This is a genomic window from Archangium violaceum Cb vi76 (assembly GCF_000733295.1).
GTDB lineage: Bacteria > Myxococcota > Myxococcia > Myxococcales > Myxococcaceae > Archangium > Archangium violaceum.
The window spans coordinates 1-19,277 of sequence record NZ_JPMI01000054.1; the positions used below are offsets into that span (position 1 = coordinate 1).

A 19,277-nucleotide genomic window follows, 5' to 3' on the forward strand; every position below is an offset into this window, starting at 1 on the left:
GAGGCCCCACGGCGGCAAGCCCCCTCTCCCCTCGGGAGAGGGTCGGGGTGAGGGTATCTGCTTCCCACCCGTTCACCCCCGTGCCCAGCTTCCCCCAAGGGGAACAACCCGCGATGAGCACGGAGCGACCGAGACGAAAGGCCCCAGGCTGGGCGAAAGCGCGCATCTACACGGTGGGCCACTCCACACGCACAGCGGAGGAACTGCTGGAGCTGCTGCAGGCGCACGGAATCCAGACGCTGGTGGACATCCGCACGGTGCCGCGCTCGCGGACGAACCCACAGTTCAACCAGGACACCCTGCCCCGGACGCTCGCGAAGGCGGACATCCGGTACATGCACCTGCCGAGACTCGGAGGGCTGAGGCGCACGAGCAAGGACTCGCCGAACACGGCGTGGCGCAACGCCAGCTTCCGAGGCTACGCGGACTACATGCAGACGGACGAGTTCACGCGGGGGCTCGAGGAGCTGCGGGAGCTCACGGCGGACGGGCCACTGGCACTCATGTGCGCCGAGGCGGTGCGCTGGAGGTGCCACCGCACACTGGTAGCGGACGCGCTATACGCCCGAGGCGTGGAGGTGAGGCACATCACGAGCCGCACCCGCGCCGAGCCGCACAAGCTCACGCCCTTCGCGGAGCTGCACGGCAGACAGGTGCTCTATCCGGGAGGACAAGAGGAGAAGAGCCTACCTCCTGGCCATGGCGGCCCCAGGCTCAACACCACGCGACCAGGGACAGCTCCTGTATGAGCTGAGAGGTCAGCCTCGCAAGTAGCGTGGACGACCCCAAGTGCTCCAAAATAATCGCTTGCCCCCCTCCTGAGGCCCTGACTGGATGTGACCGCGTTTCCTCCTGCGTGACGAGCACGTCTTACGCAAGGAGTTCCGCACCGAGCACATGGCCCCAATTGTAGGTATTGACTTTGCTTATCAGAATGGCTCTGATATCAAACTCCGGCGTTCCGCATATCGTGGTATTGTAATCGGAAGAACTCATCCACTCAGATGGAAAACATGGAGCCTCAGATGAAGAGTCATTCTCGCGCGTTCATCCTGGTGGGACTGCTAGGGGCATGGCTTCCAGGCAGAGCTCTCGCTGGAATAGAATACTATTACGTGTCCAACCTGGACCCGATCTACGGGATCTCTGGGCATGCCTTTGCAAATGAAAACCTAGGCCTTCCGCCCATGCCGACAGGCCCCGCGAATACTGCATACTGGTCTGTATGGGGACAAACCGACGCGGCGGTCAGCCAGTCAATCGTAGGCTGGAACCTGGGTGACTTCACGGGCGCAACCGTGCCTGGGCCCCTGTTGAACTACCAGGTCGGATACGACCCCGCCTCTTATGGAGGAAGTGCCGTTGAGATCCATACCGAAACGGATGGAACAACCACGTATCCAGTATTCGGGGCAATGATGAATACGTGGAACTATCAAAGGCATATCGATCCATATGACCTTGCCGCGGCCCAGGTGAAGTATCGGTGGCCCCCTTCTGAAGACAAGCGTCCGTGGGCACACGGCAACACGAGCGTGTTTCACTTCTCTTTTCAACTCCAGGTCCCGTCCGTCTATGTGACTCCTGGTGCACGCGCATACATCGGCCCCGTATTCACCGTGGATGACATGAGTCAGCCGGGACGGTATTTCTGGATCAACCTGAACGTTCTAGACAATACGGGCGATCCCAACCACCCGGGTGTTACGGTTGAGAGTATCTCGTGGGATCTTGGAACCGGCACCGCGCAGGTCGGAAGCTACCTCGGCAACGGAACGCAATATGTGACCAAGGCCTCCTCCTCATACTCTTCAACAACGGTGCCTTGGACAGGGTGGCGTTGGTACGGATTCTCAGTGAGTTACGCTCAGTTGCAGCAGATGATCAATGACGTCAACCAGAAATTCCCCGATTCGAATTTCTCAACAAACCCTGGTGACTACAGGATTGGGATGCTCATGATTGACGCGGAAATAGCGTGGCCACTTGGCAATGCATACCTGGGTTATAGCACCTACGGCATCTCCGCTTATTCAGTATACTGATACTCACGCCCTTCGCGGAGCTGCGCGGTAGACAGATGCTCTACCCAGGCAAAGACTTCCAGGAACTGGGATTCAAAGACAGCTCAGTTCCACTTCCCTGAGAACGGCCTGGGTGCGCCCCGAAGCCATGACCCCAGGCTCCCCCGACGAGGTGGGGGGACGACGGAGACGCGCTGGGAGGTCTAGGGTCCGCCATGAGCGAGTCACTTCCCGTCGCCCCACCATCCTCTAAGCCAAGCGAAGTAATTCCGTTCAGGGGTACGCTGTAGCGATGGTGAGCAGCGTACGCCGGAAGAGGCCCGAGCAGGTGGTGCGGCTAACTGCCGGGGAGCGGCGATTCCTGGCAGGACTGGTCCGCCGCAGCGGGAGGCAGGGGGTGGCACTGCGCGCCGCAGCCCTCCTGTTGTCGGCTGAAGGCCAGAGCGCGGCCCAGGTGGGTAAAGCGCTGGGTGTTACCCCTCGGGCGGTGCACGCATGGCGCCGGAGGTGGCGCGAAGAGGGCGTCCAGGCGCTGGAGGCCCGTGCGCACCCGGGCTGGCCCTCGCGCCTGACACCTGCGGCAGTGGAGCTCCTTCTCAAGGACGTGGAGAGCGACCCGCGAGAACATGGATACGCCTTTGCACGCTGGACGTGCGCGCGTCTTGCCGCACACCTCGAGCAACACGTTGGCGTGCGTGTCAGCCCCGCCTGGGTGGGCGAGGTGCTGCGGCGTCATGGCTTCGCCTGGCGACGCACGAAACTGACGCTGAAGGGACTGGCGGACGAGGAGGAAAAAAGCGCGCGCCCAAAGGCGCCTCAACTCCTTGAAAAAGCAGGCCTCCAAGCCGGGCGCACTCTTCGAACTGTGGTACGCGGACGGGGTGAGGTTCGACCTGTTACCCTCGGTGCGCTCCGCTTGGCGCCGCCGGGGCCAGCGGCTGGCGCTGCCCACCCCGGGCAAGAACGTACGCGTGGGAGTGGTGGGCGCGGTGCGCTATCCGACGGGGGACTTCCGCTTCGCGCATCAGCCCAGGAGCGTCTCCACCGCACTCTTCCTACCCGTGCTGGAGACGCTGGTGAAGCGCGCGAAGCGGACAGGTCGCCGCATCGTGCTGGTGCTCGACAACGGCGGCTGCTTCACCAGCCGCACTTCGAGAGCCGCGATTGAGGCCGCCGCCCCCTACGTGCGCATCTTCTGGCTGCCGCGCTACACCTCCGAAACCCTCAACTGGATTGAGCGCTTCTGGGAGGAGCTGAAGTCCGCCTACTTCAGCCGCATGCTGACGGCGGACCGTGACTCCTTCTATGATGAGGCCGTTCGCCTGCTGCGCCGCGTCCGAAGGCGCGGCAGACTCCCCATCCGAGCCGCTACCCCTGAACGGAATTAGTTCGGGTGGCTTAGAAATACGACCGGCTGAACAACGCCTGTCAGAAGCGGCTCCTCGGCTAGTTGTCGAGCGCGCCCGCGAGGATCCACGAGCGGATCTTCGTGAGCTCTCCCGGGTTGGAGTCGAAATAGGTGGGATCGCCCATGGGCATCCGGCGGCCACACCCATCGGAGCTGATGCGCAACACCAGCAGGGACTCGTCAGGGTGGCCGGGCGAGACCCGGGGGCCCGAGGCGCACTCCCCCACCCCCGGCGCCATCAGCGAGGCGTGGGAGCTGCCCGTCTGCAGGTTCAGTCCCTCGGCGCTGTACTCGTTGTGGCACTCCGAGCACTTCGCGCTCCAGATGGGCTCGATGTCCCGGGCATACTGGGGAACACCCACCGCCACGTTCACCGAGCGCGTCTCCGAGCGGGAGCCATCGGACACCGTGACCTTCAGGGTATAGGCCGCCGGCCGGTCGAGCTCTCCCGAGCGCCACTCGGCGGAGGCCTGGTTCGGGCGGGAGAACACCCCCGCTCCGGACGGCTCCGTCGTCCAGGAATAGGTGAGCGTGTCCCCATCCGGATCCCTCGCGGAGATGTAGAGCGGGAGGGACTTGCCCGCGACGAGCCCCTCGGGGTCCACGATGATGTCCGCGTCCACGACGGGCGCTTGATTGAGGGCGGGGACGTTCACCACGGAGACAGACACCGTGCGCTCGGCCGAGCCCCCCTTCCCGTCCGAGACCGTCACCTTCAGGGTGAAGGCCGTGTCGCGGGAGAGGAACGGCGCGGTCCACGAGGCGGTGGAGCCACTCCCCTCGGCGAACGTCCCCAGGGGCGAGAACGGGCTCTGGGTCCAGGAATAGGTGAGCGTGTCGCCATCGGCATCCGTGGCCGTCACCGAGAGGCTCGTGCTGGAGCCCTCATTGACGGTCGTTTGCGTCGCGGTCACCGCGCTGAGCGTGGGGGCGCGATTGGGCGGCAGCACGGTGAAGGAGATGGGGGCGGAGACGGTGCTGTTGCCCGCGGCATCCTGGGCCTTCACGGTGAGCTGGTGGCTCCCCGGGGACGTGTTGGACGCGTCCCAGGTGCACGAGAAGGTCGAACCCGAGGGCCGCGAGGTGCCATCCACGCACGCCGGCGAGCCGGAGACGGAGAACTCCACCCGGGCCACCGTGCCCGAGTTGTCCTCGGCGGTGGCCCGGAGGGTCCGCGAGCCCGAGACGCTCTCTCCCTCCATCACGCCCTCCACCACCCGGACATTCACCGGGGCCACGGAGTCATCCCCCCCGCACCCCATCATCCCCAAGACAAGACATCCCACGACGAGCCGAAGTGTTTTCATGGGGCGACTATCGCATACCCCGAAGGCGGTCCTGGTCATGCCCTGGGAGGGGCAACCCCGAGAACTCACCGCGGCGAGAGGATGCACGCCATTTCCTTGAGCGCTGCCGCGAGTGAAGCCGGTCCGGGGAGATACCCACGGTCAGGCCGCCCCCCCCAGAGGGCAGGATTGATCCAAAGTCCGTGGGAGAGGATTTGAAGAGGCGGAGAGCAAGTCCAGACATTCGCAGACAAAGAAAGAGCATCCCTCCGGACGGCGCTTGAAAGAGGGGCGCCGTGGAAGGACAGCAGTGAGGAGCACAGGCCGAACAGCCAGGGGAGAAGAGGCGAGGGGGACCGGAGCGGAAACAACTGGCGGGCGCTCAGGCAAGTGTGGCCAGACTCCCGGGCAGCACGGCCAGGCCCAACAGGCCCTGGTAGAGCACTTCCATGGTGCGTGCGAAGCTGGCGGGCCGCCCATCGCGAGCCGGCAGGTGCGTACGCACCAGGGCCAGGAGGTTGTAGGCCAGCAAGCGCAGCCAGCTGAGCACCAGCGGTGCCTTGCCTCGTAGGCTGGGCGAGGCGGTGTCCTCCTCCAACACCATGTCCGCTGTCCAGTTCGGCCCGTTCTCAATCCCCCAATGCCGGCGCACCAGCGTCAGCATCCGCTCCGGCGACAGCTGCCCGCTCGCAACGGAGGTGAGGAACAGGCGCGTCTCCACCTTCGGCAACCCTCCGTCCCTCGTGCGCTGCTGGCGCACCCATACCAGTTGCCGGGCCCCGGGAAACTCCTCCTCCGCCGGCATGTCCACCACTCGCAGTTCCCTCTCCACCCACTCCCCCTTCACCCGCTCGCGTACTCGCACCTTCACCGGCGCCACCGCCAACGCCACCCACGCCTTGTCATGCAACCGGTGGAAGTTCTCCTTGCGCGCCATCAGGTAGTGCTTGCCCGCCTCCCTCACCACCCGTGCGTTGGCCGCGCTCGTCATTCCCGCGTCCACCGTCACGTACTCGAAGTGCCCTCCAAACTTCTCCACCACCCGTTTGAATAGCTCGGGGAACGCCGTCGCCTCTCCCTGCTTGCCTTCCAGTAGCTTCTGGTCGAGCACCGGGTGGGCCGCGCTGCTGGTGAGACTGGCGCGCAGCGCGTACGGGTACCAGTACTCCCGGCCCTGCTCATCCTTCGTCGTGTGGCTCGGCTCGCACGGTGCCTGCCCCGGCGTACTCTCCCCCGCCTTCCCATCAATGGACACCACCCCACGGCTGAAGAGGTCGTGGCGTATCAACCCCTTGTCGAGCCCACCCCGCACCAGCTGCTCCACCTCCTGCTCCAAGCCCTCTGGCTCCAAGCTTCCCAGCAGCCTGTCCAACGTCGTGTCGGACACCGGCCGCTTCAGTCCCTCGGGGGCTGTGCCTTCGCGCAGCATGTCCTCCCCCAGCGCCTCGGCATGTCTCAACACCCGCCTTCCCACCGCCAGCGCCTGCACCAGCAGCATCAACATCGCCGCCAGCGGGTGCCTCTGTCCCCGGCGTGCTCTCGGGTCCTTTACTTCCTTGAATGTCAGCCCCAGGCTCGTCATCATCTCCTGCACGCGAGAGGGGGTGTCCTGCTCATTCCTTCCCTTCCCGCGCTCCCCATGGGGTGTGGAGGGCCCGCCAGCTCTCCCGCCCCGGTTTTTCTCCCCTCTCACTCTTCTTCTCCCCGGACCTGCTCGGCCCGTCACCAGCTCTGAGCGGGCACCCCGGCGATCAGCCAACGGCTGCTCTCCCACGGGGGCGCCCTGCGGCTGAACTGTACTTCAGCCGTAGGGCCGGGTGGGATAACCTCTCCCGTTGGACTTTGAATCAATCCTGCCCCCAGAGGGAGCCCGCTTGGGCACCTTTCCGGCTGTTGACCTTACCGGAAAATGGATGGCAGGCTACCGTGTCGGGGGCCATATTTGGCAGTGCGCGTAAAGACTCGGTGAGGTGCAATGAGTTCCGACTTTGAGGAGCAGGGGGCTTCGAATCTCCCACCAGAAGCATTTCTTCACGACGAGCAGCAGGAGATCAACGATAACTGGCTCAGTACAGCCACGCGCGAAGAACAGTTGGACGCAATGCGTGCGTGGTGGTTCTGCCATTATGAAGATCCATCCATGTCGACGCCGTACAACGGCCGCGAAGGCGGCTTCTTGTACGTGCACGGCGGACCGTTCGATCCTGCCGACGAGTTACCAGCGCGCTTTTCGCTGGTCGTGGGCGACGAAGTCGTTCAAGAACTCGTCGACGAATTGCATGCCGGCGTCGGCCATGAGTGGGCCCCCGTCCAGCGGTATGACGACGAATTCGATGTCGAACCTCATGAACGAAATGAACCTGTCTCACACTTGCTGTCGTCCGTGGACGACACAGACAGGCTCATAGAACTGGCAGAGCAGCAGCATAACGCGCAAGCCATTCTGCTTCGTCATGCCTTCATCTCATTGATTGCGGCTTTTGAGACCTATTTATGGGAGACCACGAAGTATTGGGTCACCACAAACCAGGAAGTGCTTCGAAACATCGTCACCAAATCGACGAAGTTCAAAGACCGACCACTCAAACTGGGCGAGATCTTTGAACGACACGAGAAGTTAGCTGAAGAGGTCAACGACTATCTGAGAAACATGGTTTGGCACACCCTCAAGGAGGTGAAGCCTCTGATGCAGGTCGGACTAGGCATTGATCTACCAAGCATTGATCCCCTCCTTGAGAAGGTTGTCGTCCGCCATGATCTAGTCCATCGAAACGGGCGGTCGAAGGAAGGCCAGCAGATTTACCTGACACGGGCTCATGTCGACCGACTCAAGCGGTTGGTACTTGAATTCTGCGTCGAGGTGGAAGCGACCCTGGCCCAAAAGTGGCCTGACTCCGCTGAGGAGAGTGCGGAACAGCCATTGCGCACAGCCTTGGCGAACATGGGATCGGAGGGAGCCACCGAACCGGCGCCTGAGCCCTCGGACGACTTCTGACTCGCTGGCCGTCGTGGAATGTGAGTGCCAGTCCCGCACGGCACGCGCCCCCAGGACTGGTTTATCCCGTGAGCGCGCCTCAGCAGCTACCTCCTCCACCCAGTCCCCGTACCGCACGGTGCCGCGCATCCTACCCAGGCTGCTGCGGGCGCGCGCCGCGCTCAGGGCGCGTTGGGGTCCCCCAGGCCCCTTGAAGGGATTGAAGGTGTACGTCGTGGAGAAGCGCGAAGACAGGCTGAAGTAGTGCGCCGCGAGCTTCGCCGGATCGGTGGCGATCTCTCCGCGCAGGGCGGGACCATCATCCCCGTCATCCCAACCACAGGGAGCATTGGCCGAGTTCGAAGAGCACAGGCCCGCGATGAGACCACAGCCCCCGCTGGTGTCACCGCGGAACGTTCCATCGGAGGAGAACAGCTCGGACAGGCCACGGCGCGTCCAGAAGCCCCCGGAGCCGTACATGTCTATGAGCTTGTAGCGCACGTCGGAGTCGGAGGCGGACGAGGGCTCCTCGGCGGTGGTCAACGAGGGGTAGTACTTCACTCCGTCGCCGACGATGTCATTGGCCGGCCAGGCCTTGAGCCCATGCCCCTTGGCCTCCTGCGCCGTGATGGGGGGCGGGACGCCCTCCAAGGTGGCGAACGCCAGCTTGCCATCCGACGACTCAGCACCCGAGGTGATGGGGCTGCCATCCGGCAGGAACGAGAAGAAGTCTTTGTGCGCCACCGTCACGGCGCCGATGAGCTTGCCGTACTGCGTCCCATCGCGCTCCACGATGAGCAACACGCCCTCGCCATCGTTCTCGTGCTCGGTGTCGAAGATGGTGTCGGACCAGTCGCGCGGGTGAAAGAAGGTGTAGACGATGTACCAGTGCGAGCTGGTCTCCACCACCGACTGATAGGCATGGGCGGTGAGCGGCCGGGACGCGGCGTTGTCCCAGTTGTTCGTCCCGCTCCAGTCCCCATCGAAGTCCACGCGGGAGATGTAGTCGGCCCGGCCGTTCAGGCTGTGCGAGCCCGTCACGTCCAAGTCCTGGTAGTGGATGGGAGACCAGCGCTTGGCCAGGGCGGCCCGGAACACCGTCGAGCCGGCGCCCGTCGCGAGCGCTTCCCGGGTCTACCCGGTGGTCTCCTCCAATGACGAGCTCGGCCCGCAGGCGGACAACAGCATCACGGCGAATGGAACGACGGCGCGGCGAATGAATGGCATGGGGTGGCCATTCCCTCTCAGACGCACCACTTACTGACTTCCCGCCGGACAAGTTAAACAGTTTTTGATGTATAATCTTTTTTACAACTTTGCCTTTACATCTTTACGCCAGACCACCCTGCTGGGACCGGCGGAGCAGCAGCAGGCCGGCCACCGTCACGAAGGCCAGGGCGGACAGCGCGAGCGACACGTGGGGGTTGGTCAGGCTCCCCAGAAGTCCCACGGTCACGCCGCTGAAAGCTCGCAAGCCGGAGGCCGACATGCTGAAGAGCCCCAGGACACGGCCTCGGATGGTGTCCGGCGCGTTCAGCTGCACGATCGCCTGGGTCATGCTGCTGAAGGAGAGCTCGAGGAACCCGGCCAGGAACAGCACGCAGATGGCCGCGGCGTACGAGCTCATCAACGAGAACGTGAGGAGCGAGCACCCCCACAGGAACGCGAGCTTCAACGCGGAAGCGGGCGCCGTGGGCAGCCAGTTTCCGCGCGTCTCGAGCAGGATGCCCGCGAGCAGCGCACCGGCCGCATCCGCTCCCAGCAGGAGCGTATAGGTCAGGCCGGGGTCTCCATGGCCCAGGTCATGGGCGAAGCCCGGCATCTGCGCATGGTAGCTGTTGCCGATGAAGAAGGACGCCGCCCCCGCCAGCACCACCATGGCCGCGACCACGGGAATCCCGCGCACGTCGCGAATGGTCTGGACGATGTCGGAGAAGCCCCGGACGGCCCGCCTGGCGCCCAATGCCGCCCCGCGGAAGTGCCGGCCATAGGGTGCGCGCACCAGCCAGAACAGAAGGGGCAGGTAGAACAGCGTGTTGACGAAGATGCCCCAGGTGGGCCCGAACATCCGCATGACGAGACTGCCCACGCCGGGGCCCACCAGGAACCCGAGGTAACGGGCCGTCGCGTTCAGGCGAACCGCGCTGGGCAGGTGGGCCGGGCCCACGATGTCGTAGAGCAACATCTGGCTGGAGGTGCCCCAGAGGACACCCGCGCAGCCGTGGATCGTGAGGAGGACCATCGCGTGCCACACCTGCAAGGAGTCCGTGACGAAGAAGTATCCCCACCCCGCCGAGGCGGTGATGAAGAGCACCATGCCGGCCTGGATGAGGCGCCTGGAGTCGAACCGGTCATTGAGCGCGCCCACCGGCACCGAGAACATCAAGAAGGGCAGCCAGTGGGACACCACCGCGAACCCACCCAGCGCCGGTGAGTGGAACTTCTGGAACGCCACCCAGTAGCTGATCACGTGCTCGATGTTGTCGGCCATCATGGCCAACAGGAACGTGATGAGGAAGATCCGGAATCCCGGGACGCGGAGCGCGCTCGACGCAGCAGGGGTGGAAGAGGCCACGGTGGAGGTCATGGATGTTCAGGAACGGAGCAGTGGGAGGCCCACCATACCTCAGGCCCTCCGCGTAGACTGCGGACGGCATGAATCGGACGACTCCCATGAAGCGCGGCACGGCACTCACGATGACCTTCGCTCTCGCGAGCACCCTTGGCTGCGCGACCGTTCCCACGACGGGCGGTCGTGCGTGGACCCCCGCGGGCCTCGACGCCGAGGTCGCCCGCGCAATGCAAGACACCGGCGCGAAGGGGCTCGCGCTCGCCGTCATCGAAGACGGCCAGCCGGTGTATGTCCAAAGCCACGGCGTGCGGAACGCCGCGGGCGAGCTGCTCCAGCCGGACACCGTCATGTACGGCGCCTCGCTCACCAAGGCGGTGTTCGCCTATATGGTCGCGCAGCTCGTGGACGAAGGCGTACTCGGTTTGGACACGCCCATCGACCGATTGCTGCCCAAGCCCCTGCCCGACTACACGGATCCCCAGCTTGAGGATCGGTACGCCCGCTATAGCGGCCTCGCTGGCGATGAGCGCTGGCGCGAGCTGACACCCCGCATCCTGCTGACCCACAGCGCGGGCTTCGCCAACTTCGGCTTCCTCGAGCCGGACGGGAAGCTCCGGTTCCACTTCGACCCTGGAAGCCGCTACGCCTACTCGGGGGATGGAATCATCCTGTTGCAGTTCGTGCTGGAACAGGGCCTGGGACTCGACGTCGGACACGAGATGCAGCGCCGCGTGTTCGATCGCTTCGGCATGACCGAGACCAGCATGGTCTGGCGGCCAGACTTCGCGGACAACCTCGCCGACGGCTGGACATTGGAGGGCAAGGTCGAGGCACATGATGAGCGCAGCAAGGTCCGCGCGGCCGGCTCCATGGACACCACGCTCACCGACTTCGCCCGCTTCGCGGCGGCCTACGTGCGGGGCGAGGGTCTGACGGACGCCACCCGCGCGGAGCTGATCCGGCCGCAACTCCCCATCGGCACGGCCTCGCAGTTTCCAACGCCGCAGCCGGAACTTCCTCCCGAGTCCCGCCGCCGCGATCTCGCCGCCGGGCTCGGCGTCATCGTGTTCGACGGACCGCAAGGGCGCGGATTCCTCAAGGGCGGCCACAACGACTCGACCGGCAACATCTGGGTCTGCGTCGAGCGGCGGCACCGGTGCGTGGTGCTCCTCTCCAACGATGTCCGCGCCGAACCCGCCTATCCCCGTCTCGTCAGGGCCATCCTGGGCGAAACCGGCGCGCCGTGGTCGTGGGAGTACGGCTCGCTCCCGCTTCTGCCGTGACGCGGAAGAGCAGATGGAGCAATCCAGCCGGGTGGCGCATCCCGGGATGAGCTTCTCGTTCCTACAGTGCGCGCAGGTATTTGATGGCCGAGGACTCTTCGCCGGAGGTCCAGCCTTGATCCATGAGTTGGATGAGGAACTCCTTGAACTCCTTGTCCAGCTTCAACGCGAGTTGCTGTGAGCCACCACGGGACCTGACGAGCTGGACATAGGCGAGGGCCACGTCGTCGGAGTCACTCGAGTAGCGCTCGGCGAGCACCGCGAAGACGGACTTCACGAAGTTGGTATCCACGCCTCCGCGCTCGTAGAGCGCCTTGGCCAGCCCTTCGTCATCCGTGGAGAATGGCCTCGTATATTTGTCGACCATCGACGCCACGCGCTGTGTAGCCATGGGCACCAGCTCGACATACAGCTCATCCGCGACGAGAGAGCCCACGACGCCTCCAATCGCGACACCCACCGCGACCCCGACGGGCCCGAACCAGATTCCCGCCAGGGCCCCAGCCGCCGCGCCGCCCGCGAAGCCCCCTCCGAAGCCCACGGTTTCCCGGGCCGCCGTGTCGAGCTTGTGGTTCGACGTGGCGACATTGTAGACGGAGACCGCGATGGACAGGACCCACAGGGCCCTGCCCGCCGCACCCAGGCGGCGCGCACTGGCGCTGACCTTGGGATTGGCGCGCCCGGCGCTGTCCACGATCTCGAGAAGAATGGCCTCCTGCTGATGCTTGCCCAGGCTGTTGAAGGCCTGCTTGAACTTCTGTTGTGAGTATTTCTCCAGCAGCTTCTCGAAGGCGATTCCCTTGCCCTTGAGCGCCTTGGCCTTCGCACGGCCCAGCTCGGTGGAGCGCACCCGAGCCATCTCCATGATCTCGTTGCGCATCTGATGGGCGGCTTCCGCCGCCTGCCGGGACGTCATCGAGCCATTCGCATGGGCCTGACGCAGCTGCTCGGAGAACTCCTGCGTGGTCTGCATGTACCACGCCCTGACCTTGCTATCGTGGATGAAGCGATAGCCGAAGTTGAGCGCCTGGACCTGAAGTTGCTGAATGCTCTGTTCGACGAGCGGATCTTGCTTGGGCATCTCACTTCTCCTTCGCGATTCCTCGAACTTCCTGGAGGGTCAGATAGTGCCGGGAGAAGAAGCGTCCCTCGAGGGGCCTGGCGAATGGCGGCAGGCCTCGGATCAAGTGGAACCTTCCCTCGGGATGAATGCTCAAGAGCAGCCGTGTGCCCTCGAAGAAATCAAAGAGGATCCGCTGCTCGCTCTCGGCGTGGATGCCGGACAGGATGCCCGGCGTGTACGGCTGTCCCAGCTCGAGCCCATCCAGAAATTGGAGACGCGCGTCGAGCAGCACGATTTGAAGGGCTTCTTCGTAGGGCGAGTTGTCCGTGAAGAACAGCAGGTAGAAGCCCGGCTGGAGCTGGAATTGCGCTTCGAGGCTGGCCGCATGGATGCGCAGGCCCGTCTCCCGCCCCTCATGGAGAAGCGACCCCTGGGGCCCCTCCCGGGTCGCGGGCTCGCCGCGAAGGGTGAAGCAGGACAGAGGCGTCAAGGCAGCCCATCCTTTACGGATTCTTTCAGGCGCATCGAGGCGATTCTACCGCAGTCGCACGGGCTTTGGATGGCGCGCGGAAGCGGCCCCGAGCGCCGCCCCGACTCGGCGAGCGAGTCGGGTGCACTGTGAATCACATCGCCCGGGAAGGAGGGCGCCCTCGAGAGCCAGTGGGCCGCGGAGGCCCGGCGGGCGGGTGGAGGGCGGTAATCCCGACCAGCTTCGGTGAGGGGCCTTTCGAGCTCGTGGTCAGGAAGCCTTGCGCGGTGAGCTTCTCGTGGAGGTCGTTCGCGATCCGCTCGGCCTTCCGGGCGTCAGGTGCCTCGTAGACCAGGAGCACGACACCGCCCGGCTTCGTCAGCTCGAACAACCGCTGGAGCTCGGCCCGTGCCGGGCCCGTCCAGAAGACGTTCACGTTGACGGCGAAGACCCTGTCGAAGGCGCCAGCGTCCGACGCGAAGTCCTTCAGGTCACCCAGCCACAACCCAGCCATCCCCTCCGCGATGTGCGCGGCGTTGCGCGTCCTCGCCCGGTCGATGGCGACCGCCGAGCGGTCAATGCCCAGGATGTGGCCGGTGCTCAGGTACTCGCAGACGAGCCCCAGGGCCACGCCTGTTCCACAGCCTATCTCCAACACGCGGGCGTCGGGCTCGATGGCGAGCTGCTCCACCGCCCACCGCAATCGCTCCGGGATTTCATGCTCCGCCATCGTTCTTCCCGTTCGGCGCACCGGGCCGTGGCTACTCGGAATCGTCCGCGAAGGTGAAGATCGTCACCGGGGCGGGCTCTCCACCAAGGGCGCGGTAGAAATCGAGCGCGTGGACATCCTCGTTATCGGCGGGGACGAACAGCTCCCGGATCCCCATACCAGCCGCCTGGGCCCGAAGCTCCTCCATCAGCCGACGGCCAATCCCTTGTCGCTGGCGATCACTTCGCACGGCGATGTCGTAGATGAAGATCTCGGAATACTCCGCCCGGGTCATGGGCAGGGTATGCGCGGTGAGTCCCCCCACGATGTCGTTGTCGACGAACGCGGCAATCGCCCAGAAATCCTCCCGGCCGAGGAGCCTGTCGATATAGCCATCACCCAGCTCCTCGCCAGGTTCCTCGAAGACCTCCGCCATCAGGGCAAACAGCGCCTTCGCCAGCTCCCGGTCGCCCACCTTCAGTCTCTTCAGCCGCATCTCGGCCCCCTATGAGCAACGCCTGCGAAGGATGGATATTAGAGCGAAAGCCCGGTATGCGGAGGAGCGAGCGGGCGCCCGTGGCTGGGATGACGGGGAGCCGTCCCGCTGTTGCCGGGAAATGCCGATCAAGACCCGCCGCTGGTGCGTGCCCGGGGAGCCCGATGACGGACTGCGCATCCTGATCTGCCGCTTCCGTCCGCGCGGGCTCCCCAAGGCGAAGGAGACGTGGGACGTGTGGATGAAAGATCTGGGTCCCAGCCCGCCACTGCTCGCCGCCTTCCAGGGCAAGGGCCAGACGCCCATCTCGCTCGACGAGTACCGCGAGCGCTACGTGCGCGAGATGGAGTCCCAGCGGGAAGCCATCGCGGAGCTCGCGGCCCGAGTGGACCGGGGAGAGACCCTCACGCTGATGTGCTCCAAGGACTGCATCATCGACAAGGCGTGCCACCGCACCATCCTCGCCGAGCTCATCGAGGCTGCCCGGGCGAAGTGAGCCCCCCGGACACTCCGAGTGCCGGGCTGAGCCTGGCCCTCCTGAAGCAGCGCGCGCAGTGAGGGCCCGCGTGGGCTGGCGAGGACGAGCAGTGAAAGAAGGGCGAGAGCACACACGGGCTTTTTCCGCCTGACACAGGTAGGGCAGAATGCGCGGCCTATGGAGCAGCAGATCCTCGCGATGGATGTGCGGCAACTGGAGAAGCTGAACGTGCTTCAGGACGCGGACTCGCCCAACCTGGTGGCGGACATGGCCCGTGGCTACCTCGAGCGCACGCCCCCGCGGTTTCAGCGCATGAGGGAGCTGCTGGCCACGAGGAAAGCCGACCAGCTCGCGAGCGAGTCCCACGGACTGGCGACGAGCAGCGGCATGTTCGGGATGATGCGCGTGCGCCAGCACTGCAAGGCGCTGGAGAACCTCGCGCGGAGCCCCAGCCTGGACGGCGCCGAGGCGATTCTGGACCAGATGGAGCAGGCCTACGCGGAGGCCCGGCCCCTGCTGATGGCGCAGCTCGGCATCCAGGAGTGAGGATGAAGCCCTCGTCCGGGCCGGGCGGACAGCCCGTCATGCTCTCGCTGTTCGTCTTCGCCGTGGCGGCGCTGCTCTTCGGCTCGCCGCTGCGGCACCTGTGGCTGCGCGAGGGGGCCTCCTGGTACCAGCCCTTCGCCGTGTGGCTCGGCGTCATCGTGCTCGGCGCCTGGGCCGCGCGGCGGAGCGCGCCATGACGTTCGAGCTCGGCACCCTCGTCATCGCCTCGCTGGCGTACCTGCTGGTGCTGTTCCTCATCGCCTACGCCGCCGAGCGCGGGCTCATCCCCTCGCGCATCACCCAGCACCCGCTCGCCTACGCGCTGGCGCTCGGCGTCTACGCCACCTCCTGGTCCTACTTCGGCAGCGTGGGCTATGCCTCCCAGCACGGCTTCCGCTACCTCGCCATCTACCTGGGCGCCACCCTCTCCTGCCTGCTCGTCCCGGTGCTGTGGCGTCCGCTGCTCGAGCTCACCCGGCGGTTGCAGCTCACCTCGCTGGCGGACCTCTTCGCCTTCCGCTACCCGGGACAGGCCACCGGCACCGCGGTGACGCTGGTGCTGCTGGCCGGCACCCTGCCCTACCTGGCCCTCCAGGTGCGCGCCGTCGTCGAGTCCGCGCGCGTCCTCAGCCCCTCGGCCTCGGCCACCACGCTGGGCCTGGGCTTCTGCGCCATCACCACCGTCTTCTCCGTCCTCTTCGGCGCGCGCTACGTCACCCCACGCGAGCGCCACGAGGGGCTCGCCCTGGCCATCGCCTTCGAGTCCCTGGTGAAGGTGGTGGCCCTGGTGCTCGTGGGGGCCTGGGCGGTGGCCTCCGTCTTCGGCGGCCCGGCGGGCCTCCAGTCCTGGCTGGACGCGCACCCCGAGGCCCTGCGCGCCATGCAGCAGCCCGCGCGCGAGCAGTCCTGGGCGCCGATGCTCGTCATCTCCTGCGCCGCCGCCTTCCTCATCCCCCGCCAGTACCACGTGGCCTTCACGGAGAGCCCCGAGCGCGACACCCTCTCCACCGCCACCTGGGCCTTCCCGCTGCTGCTCCTGTTGATGAACGTGGCCGTGCCGCTGCTGCTCTGGGCCGGCCTCGCGCTGGGCCTGCCGGGGCCCGCGGACTTCCACATGCTCGCCGTGCCCGCGGCCCGGGGAGCCCCCGCGCTCGCGATGCTGGCCTTCCTCGGTGGCATCTCCGCCTCCAGCGCCATGGTCATCGTCACCACCCTGGCCATGGCGCCCATGTGCCTCACGCACCTGGTGCTGCCGCTGGGCTATGCGCGCTCACCCGGCAACCTGTACCGCAGGCTCCTGTGGGCCCGGCGCGTCCTCATCGCCGCCATCATCCTCGCGGGCTACGGCTTCTACCTGCTCCTGGACAAGCGGGCCGCGGGGCTGGTGGACCTGGGGCTCGTCGCCTTCGTCGGCGTAGCGCAGTTCATCCCCGGCCTGCTGGGCCTGCTCTTCTGGTCCCGGGCCACGCGGGTGGGCTTCCTCTCGGGCCTGGCCGCCGGCACCACCGTCTGGGCCTTGTTGCTGGTCGTGCCACTGTGGAGTGGTCATGGCCTGCCGCCCTGGGCCCGGGCGCTGGAGTCGCTCCTGGGCTTCGCCCCCGGCGAGCCGTGGAGCTTCGTCACCTTCACCTCCCTCACCCTCAACGCCCTGGCCTTCGTGGGGCTGTCGCTGGCCACGCGCCCCTCACCCGAGGAAGCCGAGGCGGCGAGGCTGTGCGCGCGCGAGGCCCCCTCGTTGGCCGCGGGCAGCGTGACGGCCGGCTCTCCGGACGAGTTCCGCCGCCAGCTCGCCCCCGTGCTGGGGCCGCAGGCCGCCACCGCCGAGCTGGACCGGGCCCTGCGCGAGCTCGGACTGTCCGAGGGCGAGCGCCGCCCCACCGAGCTGCGCCGGTTGAGGGACCAGATCGAGCGCAACCTGTCCGGCCTGCTCGGTCCGGTGCTGGCGCGGCTGGCCGTGAGCGAGGCGCTGCAGGTGGACCCACGGGCACGCACGGCGCTGGCCGAGCAGCTGCGCTTCGTGGAGGAGCGGCTGCGCGACGCGCGGGGAATGACGGGCCCGGTGCGCGAGCTGGAGGCGGTGCGGCGCTACCTGCAGCGCATCCTCGAGGAGCTGCCGGTGGGCGCATGCGCGCTGGGACCGGACCAGGACGTGGTCATCTGGAACGAGGCGCTGGAGCGGCTCTCCGGCCTGCGCTCGGAGGAGGTGCGGGGCCAGACGCTGGCGCACCTGCCGGAGCCGTGGGGCGGGCTGCTCGCCGGCTTCGCGTCGGGGCCGGACGCGGGCGCCGAGACGCAGGTGCGGCTGGACGGACGGGAGCGCATCCTGCGGCTGCACCGCTCGCTGGCCACGCCCTCGGAGACGCCGCGAGAGGAGCCCGAGCAGTTGCAGGGCGCGGTGCTGCTGGTGGAGGACCTGACCGAGCGCAAGGCGATGGACGCGCGGTTGGCGCACCAGGACCGGCTGGCCTCGGTGGGGCGGGTGGCCGCGGGCGTGGCGCATGAGATTGGAAACCCGCTGACGGCCATCACCAGCGTGGCGCAGAACCTGCGCTACGAGGAGGACCCGGAGGAGATCCGCGAGCGGGTACAGCTCATCCTCCAGCAGGCGCGGCGCATCGACGCCATCGTGCGGGCGCTCGTCACCTTCAGCCACGCGGGAGTGACGGGGGGCAGCAACGTGCCCGTCACCCGGGTGCCGCTGGCGCCGCTGCTGACCGAGGCCGCGCAGCTCTCGCGCCTGGGCCGCAAGGACGCCGACGTGCGGTGCGTGAGCCATTGCCCCGAGGGCCTGGAGGTGGTGGGCAATACGCAGCGGCTGGAGCAGGTGTTCGTGAACCTCATCACCAACGCCATCGACGCCTCGCCGCGAGGCGGACAGGTGGAGCTGTTCGCCGAGGAGGCCGGGGAGCAGGTGCGGCTGCGCGTGGTGGACCAGGGCCACGGGATTCCCCCCGAGCTGGCGCAGCGCATCTTCGAGCCCTTCTTCACCACCAAGCAGCCGGGAGAGGGCACGGGGCTGGGGCTCGCGCTGGTGTCCAGCATCGTCCGGGAGCACGGCGGCACGCTGGAGGTGGACAGCCGGCCCGGAGCCGGCACCACCTTCACCGTGACCCTTCCGAGGGCGCTGGACCGGCGGGCAACGGCATAGCGGGCACCGCGCGCGGCGGATTCGGAGGCGGCTCGCACCAGTAGCGCACCACGAACCACAGGCACACGCCGAGCGCCACCGTGTTGAAGATCCCCCGTGCCCGGGAGGACTTCGGAAGGATCCCGGGGGGAGGACCGGAGCGCGTCGCGCTGGCCCCGGGTGAGCCCAACCTCGGCAGCTTCAAGCGCTCGCGCTGGGTCGCCCCCACGTCGTGCACCGAGCGCACGGCCTGCCGCGCATAGCGCCACGCGCCCTTGGGCGTATAGCCGTACTCCCCGGGAGACTCGGGCTTCCACCAGGCATCGCCACTCCGCACCCAGCGCGCCACCGAGCGCTCGCTCAGCTCGCGCAGCGCCTCGAGGACCTGACCGGATTGCCATGTGCTCAGGGGAGACCGGGCCTCGACCTGGAGCCGTTGCTGGTGGAAGGCCTGGAGCTCCGCCGGGGCCGCGTGCAGCAGGGTCGCCATGGACGAGGCCCCACCGAGCTGGTCCCCCGTGCCAGGAAGATCGTTCGTCGTCACCACTTTGCCGGTGGCATCCAGACTCACCAACACCGTGCGCTCGACCGGGTCCTTCGCCGCGCGGGAGGCCACCACCGCCCCGAGTGTCGTGCCGTCTGGAGAGAGCCACAGGGAGAAGTCGGCCTGGGGAGCCTCTCCCGGGGGCACCTTCTGGAAGAAGCCCTCGAAGCGCCAGCCCAGCGCGGCGAAGGCCTCGTGGGTCGCACCGAGGTAGGTCCGGGCATCCGGTGGCGGCGAGTCCCCCGGCACGGGACGCATGAAGTCATCCAGGGCCAGCCGCGCCCCACGCACCTGCCGG

The 19,277-nt window shown here is 66.6% G+C and carries 17 protein-coding genes and 1 pseudogene; 9 read left to right on the plus strand and 9 right to left on the minus strand.

The annotated features are described in order from the left end of the window. Positions 1–113 precede the first annotated feature (113 nt). The 4 genes and pseudogenes from Q664_RS08935 to Q664_RS08940 all read left to right on the plus strand — a co-directional run bounded on the left by Q664_RS08935 (position 114) and on the right by Q664_RS08940 (position 3,412). Positions 114–749, plus strand: coding sequence for a DUF488 domain-containing protein (locus tag Q664_RS08935; protein WP_052517872.1), 636 nt, complete (start codon positions 114–116; stop codon positions 747–749). Between the two features lie 276 nt (positions 750–1,025). Then, positions 1,026–2,045, plus strand: a complete 1,020-nt coding sequence (locus Q664_RS57515) for a hypothetical protein (RefSeq protein WP_152621998.1) — start codon at positions 1,026–1,028, stop codon at positions 2,043–2,045. A 271-nt stretch (positions 2,046–2,316) separates the two neighbouring features. Then, positions 2,317–2,805, plus strand: a pseudogene (locus tag Q664_RS62890) (helix-turn-helix domain-containing protein); the annotation flags it as partial. Between the two features lie 43 nt (positions 2,806–2,848). Continuing rightward, the gene (locus Q664_RS08940; RefSeq protein ID WP_043392214.1) at positions 2,849–3,412 is read left to right on the plus strand and encodes a transposase; all 564 of its coding nucleotides are present in this window, start codon (positions 2,849–2,851) and stop codon (positions 3,410–3,412) included. A gap of 58 nt (positions 3,413–3,470) precedes the next feature. On the opposite strand, the gene Q664_RS08945 is transcribed toward Q664_RS08940, so the two are convergent. The 4 genes from Q664_RS08945 to Q664_RS08960 all read right to left on the minus strand — a co-directional run bounded on the left by Q664_RS08945 (position 3,471) and on the right by Q664_RS08960 (position 10,279). Then, a complete protein-coding gene (locus tag Q664_RS08945) occupies positions 3,471–4,670 on the minus strand; it encodes an Ig-like domain-containing protein (RefSeq protein ID WP_235216616.1) in 1,200 nt (399 codons plus the stop codon). Positions 4,671–5,100: 430 nt separating this feature from the next. After that, the gene (locus Q664_RS08950; RefSeq protein ID WP_160174365.1) at positions 5,101–6,303 is read right to left on the minus strand and encodes an ISAs1 family transposase; all 1,203 of its coding nucleotides are present in this window, start codon (positions 6,301–6,303) and stop codon (positions 5,101–5,103) included. Between the two features lie 1,173 nt (positions 6,304–7,476). Continuing rightward, positions 7,477–8,790, minus strand: coding sequence for a hypothetical protein (locus tag Q664_RS08955; protein ID WP_235216617.1), 1,314 nt, complete (start codon positions 8,788–8,790; stop codon positions 7,477–7,479). 232 nt (positions 8,791–9,022) lie between these two features. Then, positions 9,023–10,279 (minus strand): MFS transporter, encoded by a 1,257-nt coding sequence (locus tag Q664_RS08960; protein ID WP_043392220.1) that lies wholly within the window; start codon positions 10,277–10,279, stop codon positions 9,023–9,025. Positions 10,280–10,365: 86 nt separating this feature from the next. Between Q664_RS08960 and Q664_RS08965 the strand changes: the two genes are divergently transcribed. Continuing rightward, entirely contained in the window at positions 10,366–11,547 is a 1,182-nt protein-coding gene (locus Q664_RS08965) for a serine hydrolase domain-containing protein (RefSeq protein WP_075207393.1), read from the plus strand. Positions 11,548–11,608: 61 nt separating this feature from the next. Here Q664_RS08965 and Q664_RS08970 read toward each other — a convergent pair whose 3' ends face one another. The 4 genes from Q664_RS08970 to Q664_RS08985 form a co-directional block, all read right to left on the minus strand. Next, positions 11,609–12,628 carry a hypothetical protein gene (locus Q664_RS08970; protein ID WP_043392224.1) on the minus strand — a complete coding sequence of 340 codons (1,020 nt, stop codon included), beginning with the start codon at positions 12,626–12,628 and terminating at the stop codon, positions 11,609–11,611. Between the two features lies 1 nt (position 12,629). Beyond that, positions 12,630–13,100, minus strand: a complete 471-nt coding sequence (locus Q664_RS51820; RefSeq protein WP_052517874.1) for a hypothetical protein — start codon at positions 13,098–13,100, stop codon at positions 12,630–12,632. Positions 13,101–13,233: 133 nt separating this feature from the next. After that, the gene (locus tag Q664_RS51825; protein ID WP_052517875.1) at positions 13,234–13,809 is read right to left on the minus strand and encodes a class I SAM-dependent methyltransferase; all 576 of its coding nucleotides are present in this window, start codon (positions 13,807–13,809) and stop codon (positions 13,234–13,236) included. Positions 13,810–13,840: 31 nt separating this feature from the next. Continuing rightward, positions 13,841–14,284, minus strand: coding sequence for a GNAT family N-acetyltransferase (locus Q664_RS08985; protein ID WP_052517876.1), 444 nt, complete (start codon positions 14,282–14,284; stop codon positions 13,841–13,843). 121 nt (positions 14,285–14,405) lie between these two features. On the opposite strand from Q664_RS08985, the gene Q664_RS08990 reads away from it, so the two are divergent. The 4 genes from Q664_RS08990 (at position 14,406) to Q664_RS09005 (ending at position 18,456) form a co-directional block, all read left to right on the plus strand. Further along, entirely contained in the window at positions 14,406–14,780 is a 375-nt protein-coding gene (locus Q664_RS08990) for a DUF488 domain-containing protein (protein WP_075207394.1), read from the plus strand. A gap of 159 nt (positions 14,781–14,939) precedes the next feature. Continuing rightward, positions 14,940–15,308: an Hpt domain-containing protein gene (locus Q664_RS08995; RefSeq protein WP_043392227.1), complete on the plus strand. Its 369-nt coding sequence runs from the start codon at positions 14,940–14,942 to the stop codon at positions 15,306–15,308. 2 nt (positions 15,309–15,310) lie between these two features. Further along, a complete protein-coding gene (locus tag Q664_RS09000) occupies positions 15,311–15,505 on the plus strand; it encodes a hypothetical protein (RefSeq protein WP_043392229.1) in 195 nt (64 codons plus the stop codon). Then, on the plus strand, positions 15,502–18,456 hold the full coding sequence (locus tag Q664_RS09005) for an ATP-binding protein (RefSeq protein ID WP_043392231.1): 2,955 nt from the start codon (positions 15,502–15,504) through the stop codon (positions 18,454–18,456). Before Q664_RS09000 ends, Q664_RS09005 begins: the two co-directional genes overlap by 4 nt. On the opposite strand, the gene Q664_RS58915 is transcribed toward Q664_RS09005, so the two are convergent. Continuing rightward, positions 18,410–19,277 (minus strand): hypothetical protein (locus Q664_RS58915; RefSeq protein ID WP_160174366.1); only part of this gene is annotated, 868 nt, incomplete at its 5' end. The two genes, Q664_RS09005 and Q664_RS58915, sit on opposite strands and share 47 nt — an antisense overlap.

What these genes read in the sequence shown, in the direction of transcription:
- Q664_RS08935 (WP_052517872.1), top strand. Translation starts at nt 114, where the DNA reads ATGAGCACGGAGCGACCGAGACGAAAGGCCCCAGGCTGGGCGAAAGCG.
- Q664_RS57515 (WP_152621998.1), top strand. Translation starts at nt 1,026, where the DNA reads ATGAAGAGTCATTCTCGCGCGTTCATCCTGGTGGGACTGCTAGGGGCA.
- Q664_RS08950 (WP_160174365.1), bottom strand. Translation starts at nt 6,303, where the DNA reads ATGATGACGAGCCTGGGGCTGACATTCAAGGAAGTAAAGGACCCGAGA.
- Q664_RS08960 (WP_043392220.1), bottom strand. Translation starts at nt 10,279, where the DNA reads ATGACCTCCACCGTGGCCTCTTCCACCCCTGCTGCGTCGAGCGCGCTC.
- Q664_RS08965 (WP_075207393.1), top strand. Translation starts at nt 10,366, where the DNA reads ATGAAGCGCGGCACGGCACTCACGATGACCTTCGCTCTCGCGAGCACC.
- Q664_RS08970 (WP_043392224.1), bottom strand. Translation starts at nt 12,628, where the DNA reads ATGCCCAAGCAAGATCCGCTCGTCGAACAGAGCATTCAGCAACTTCAG.
- Q664_RS51825 (WP_052517875.1), bottom strand. Translation starts at nt 13,809, where the DNA reads ATGGCGGAGCATGAAATCCCGGAGCGATTGCGGTGGGCGGTGGAGCAG.
- Q664_RS08985 (WP_052517876.1), bottom strand. Translation starts at nt 14,284, where the DNA reads ATGCGGCTGAAGAGACTGAAGGTGGGCGACCGGGAGCTGGCGAAGGCG.
- Q664_RS08990 (WP_075207394.1), top strand. Translation starts at nt 14,406, where the DNA reads ATGCCGATCAAGACCCGCCGCTGGTGCGTGCCCGGGGAGCCCGATGAC.
- Q664_RS08995 (WP_043392227.1), top strand. Translation starts at nt 14,940, where the DNA reads ATGGAGCAGCAGATCCTCGCGATGGATGTGCGGCAACTGGAGAAGCTG.
- Q664_RS09000 (WP_043392229.1), top strand. Translation starts at nt 15,311, where the DNA reads ATGAAGCCCTCGTCCGGGCCGGGCGGACAGCCCGTCATGCTCTCGCTG.
- Q664_RS09005 (WP_043392231.1), top strand. Translation starts at nt 15,502, where the DNA reads ATGACGTTCGAGCTCGGCACCCTCGTCATCGCCTCGCTGGCGTACCTG.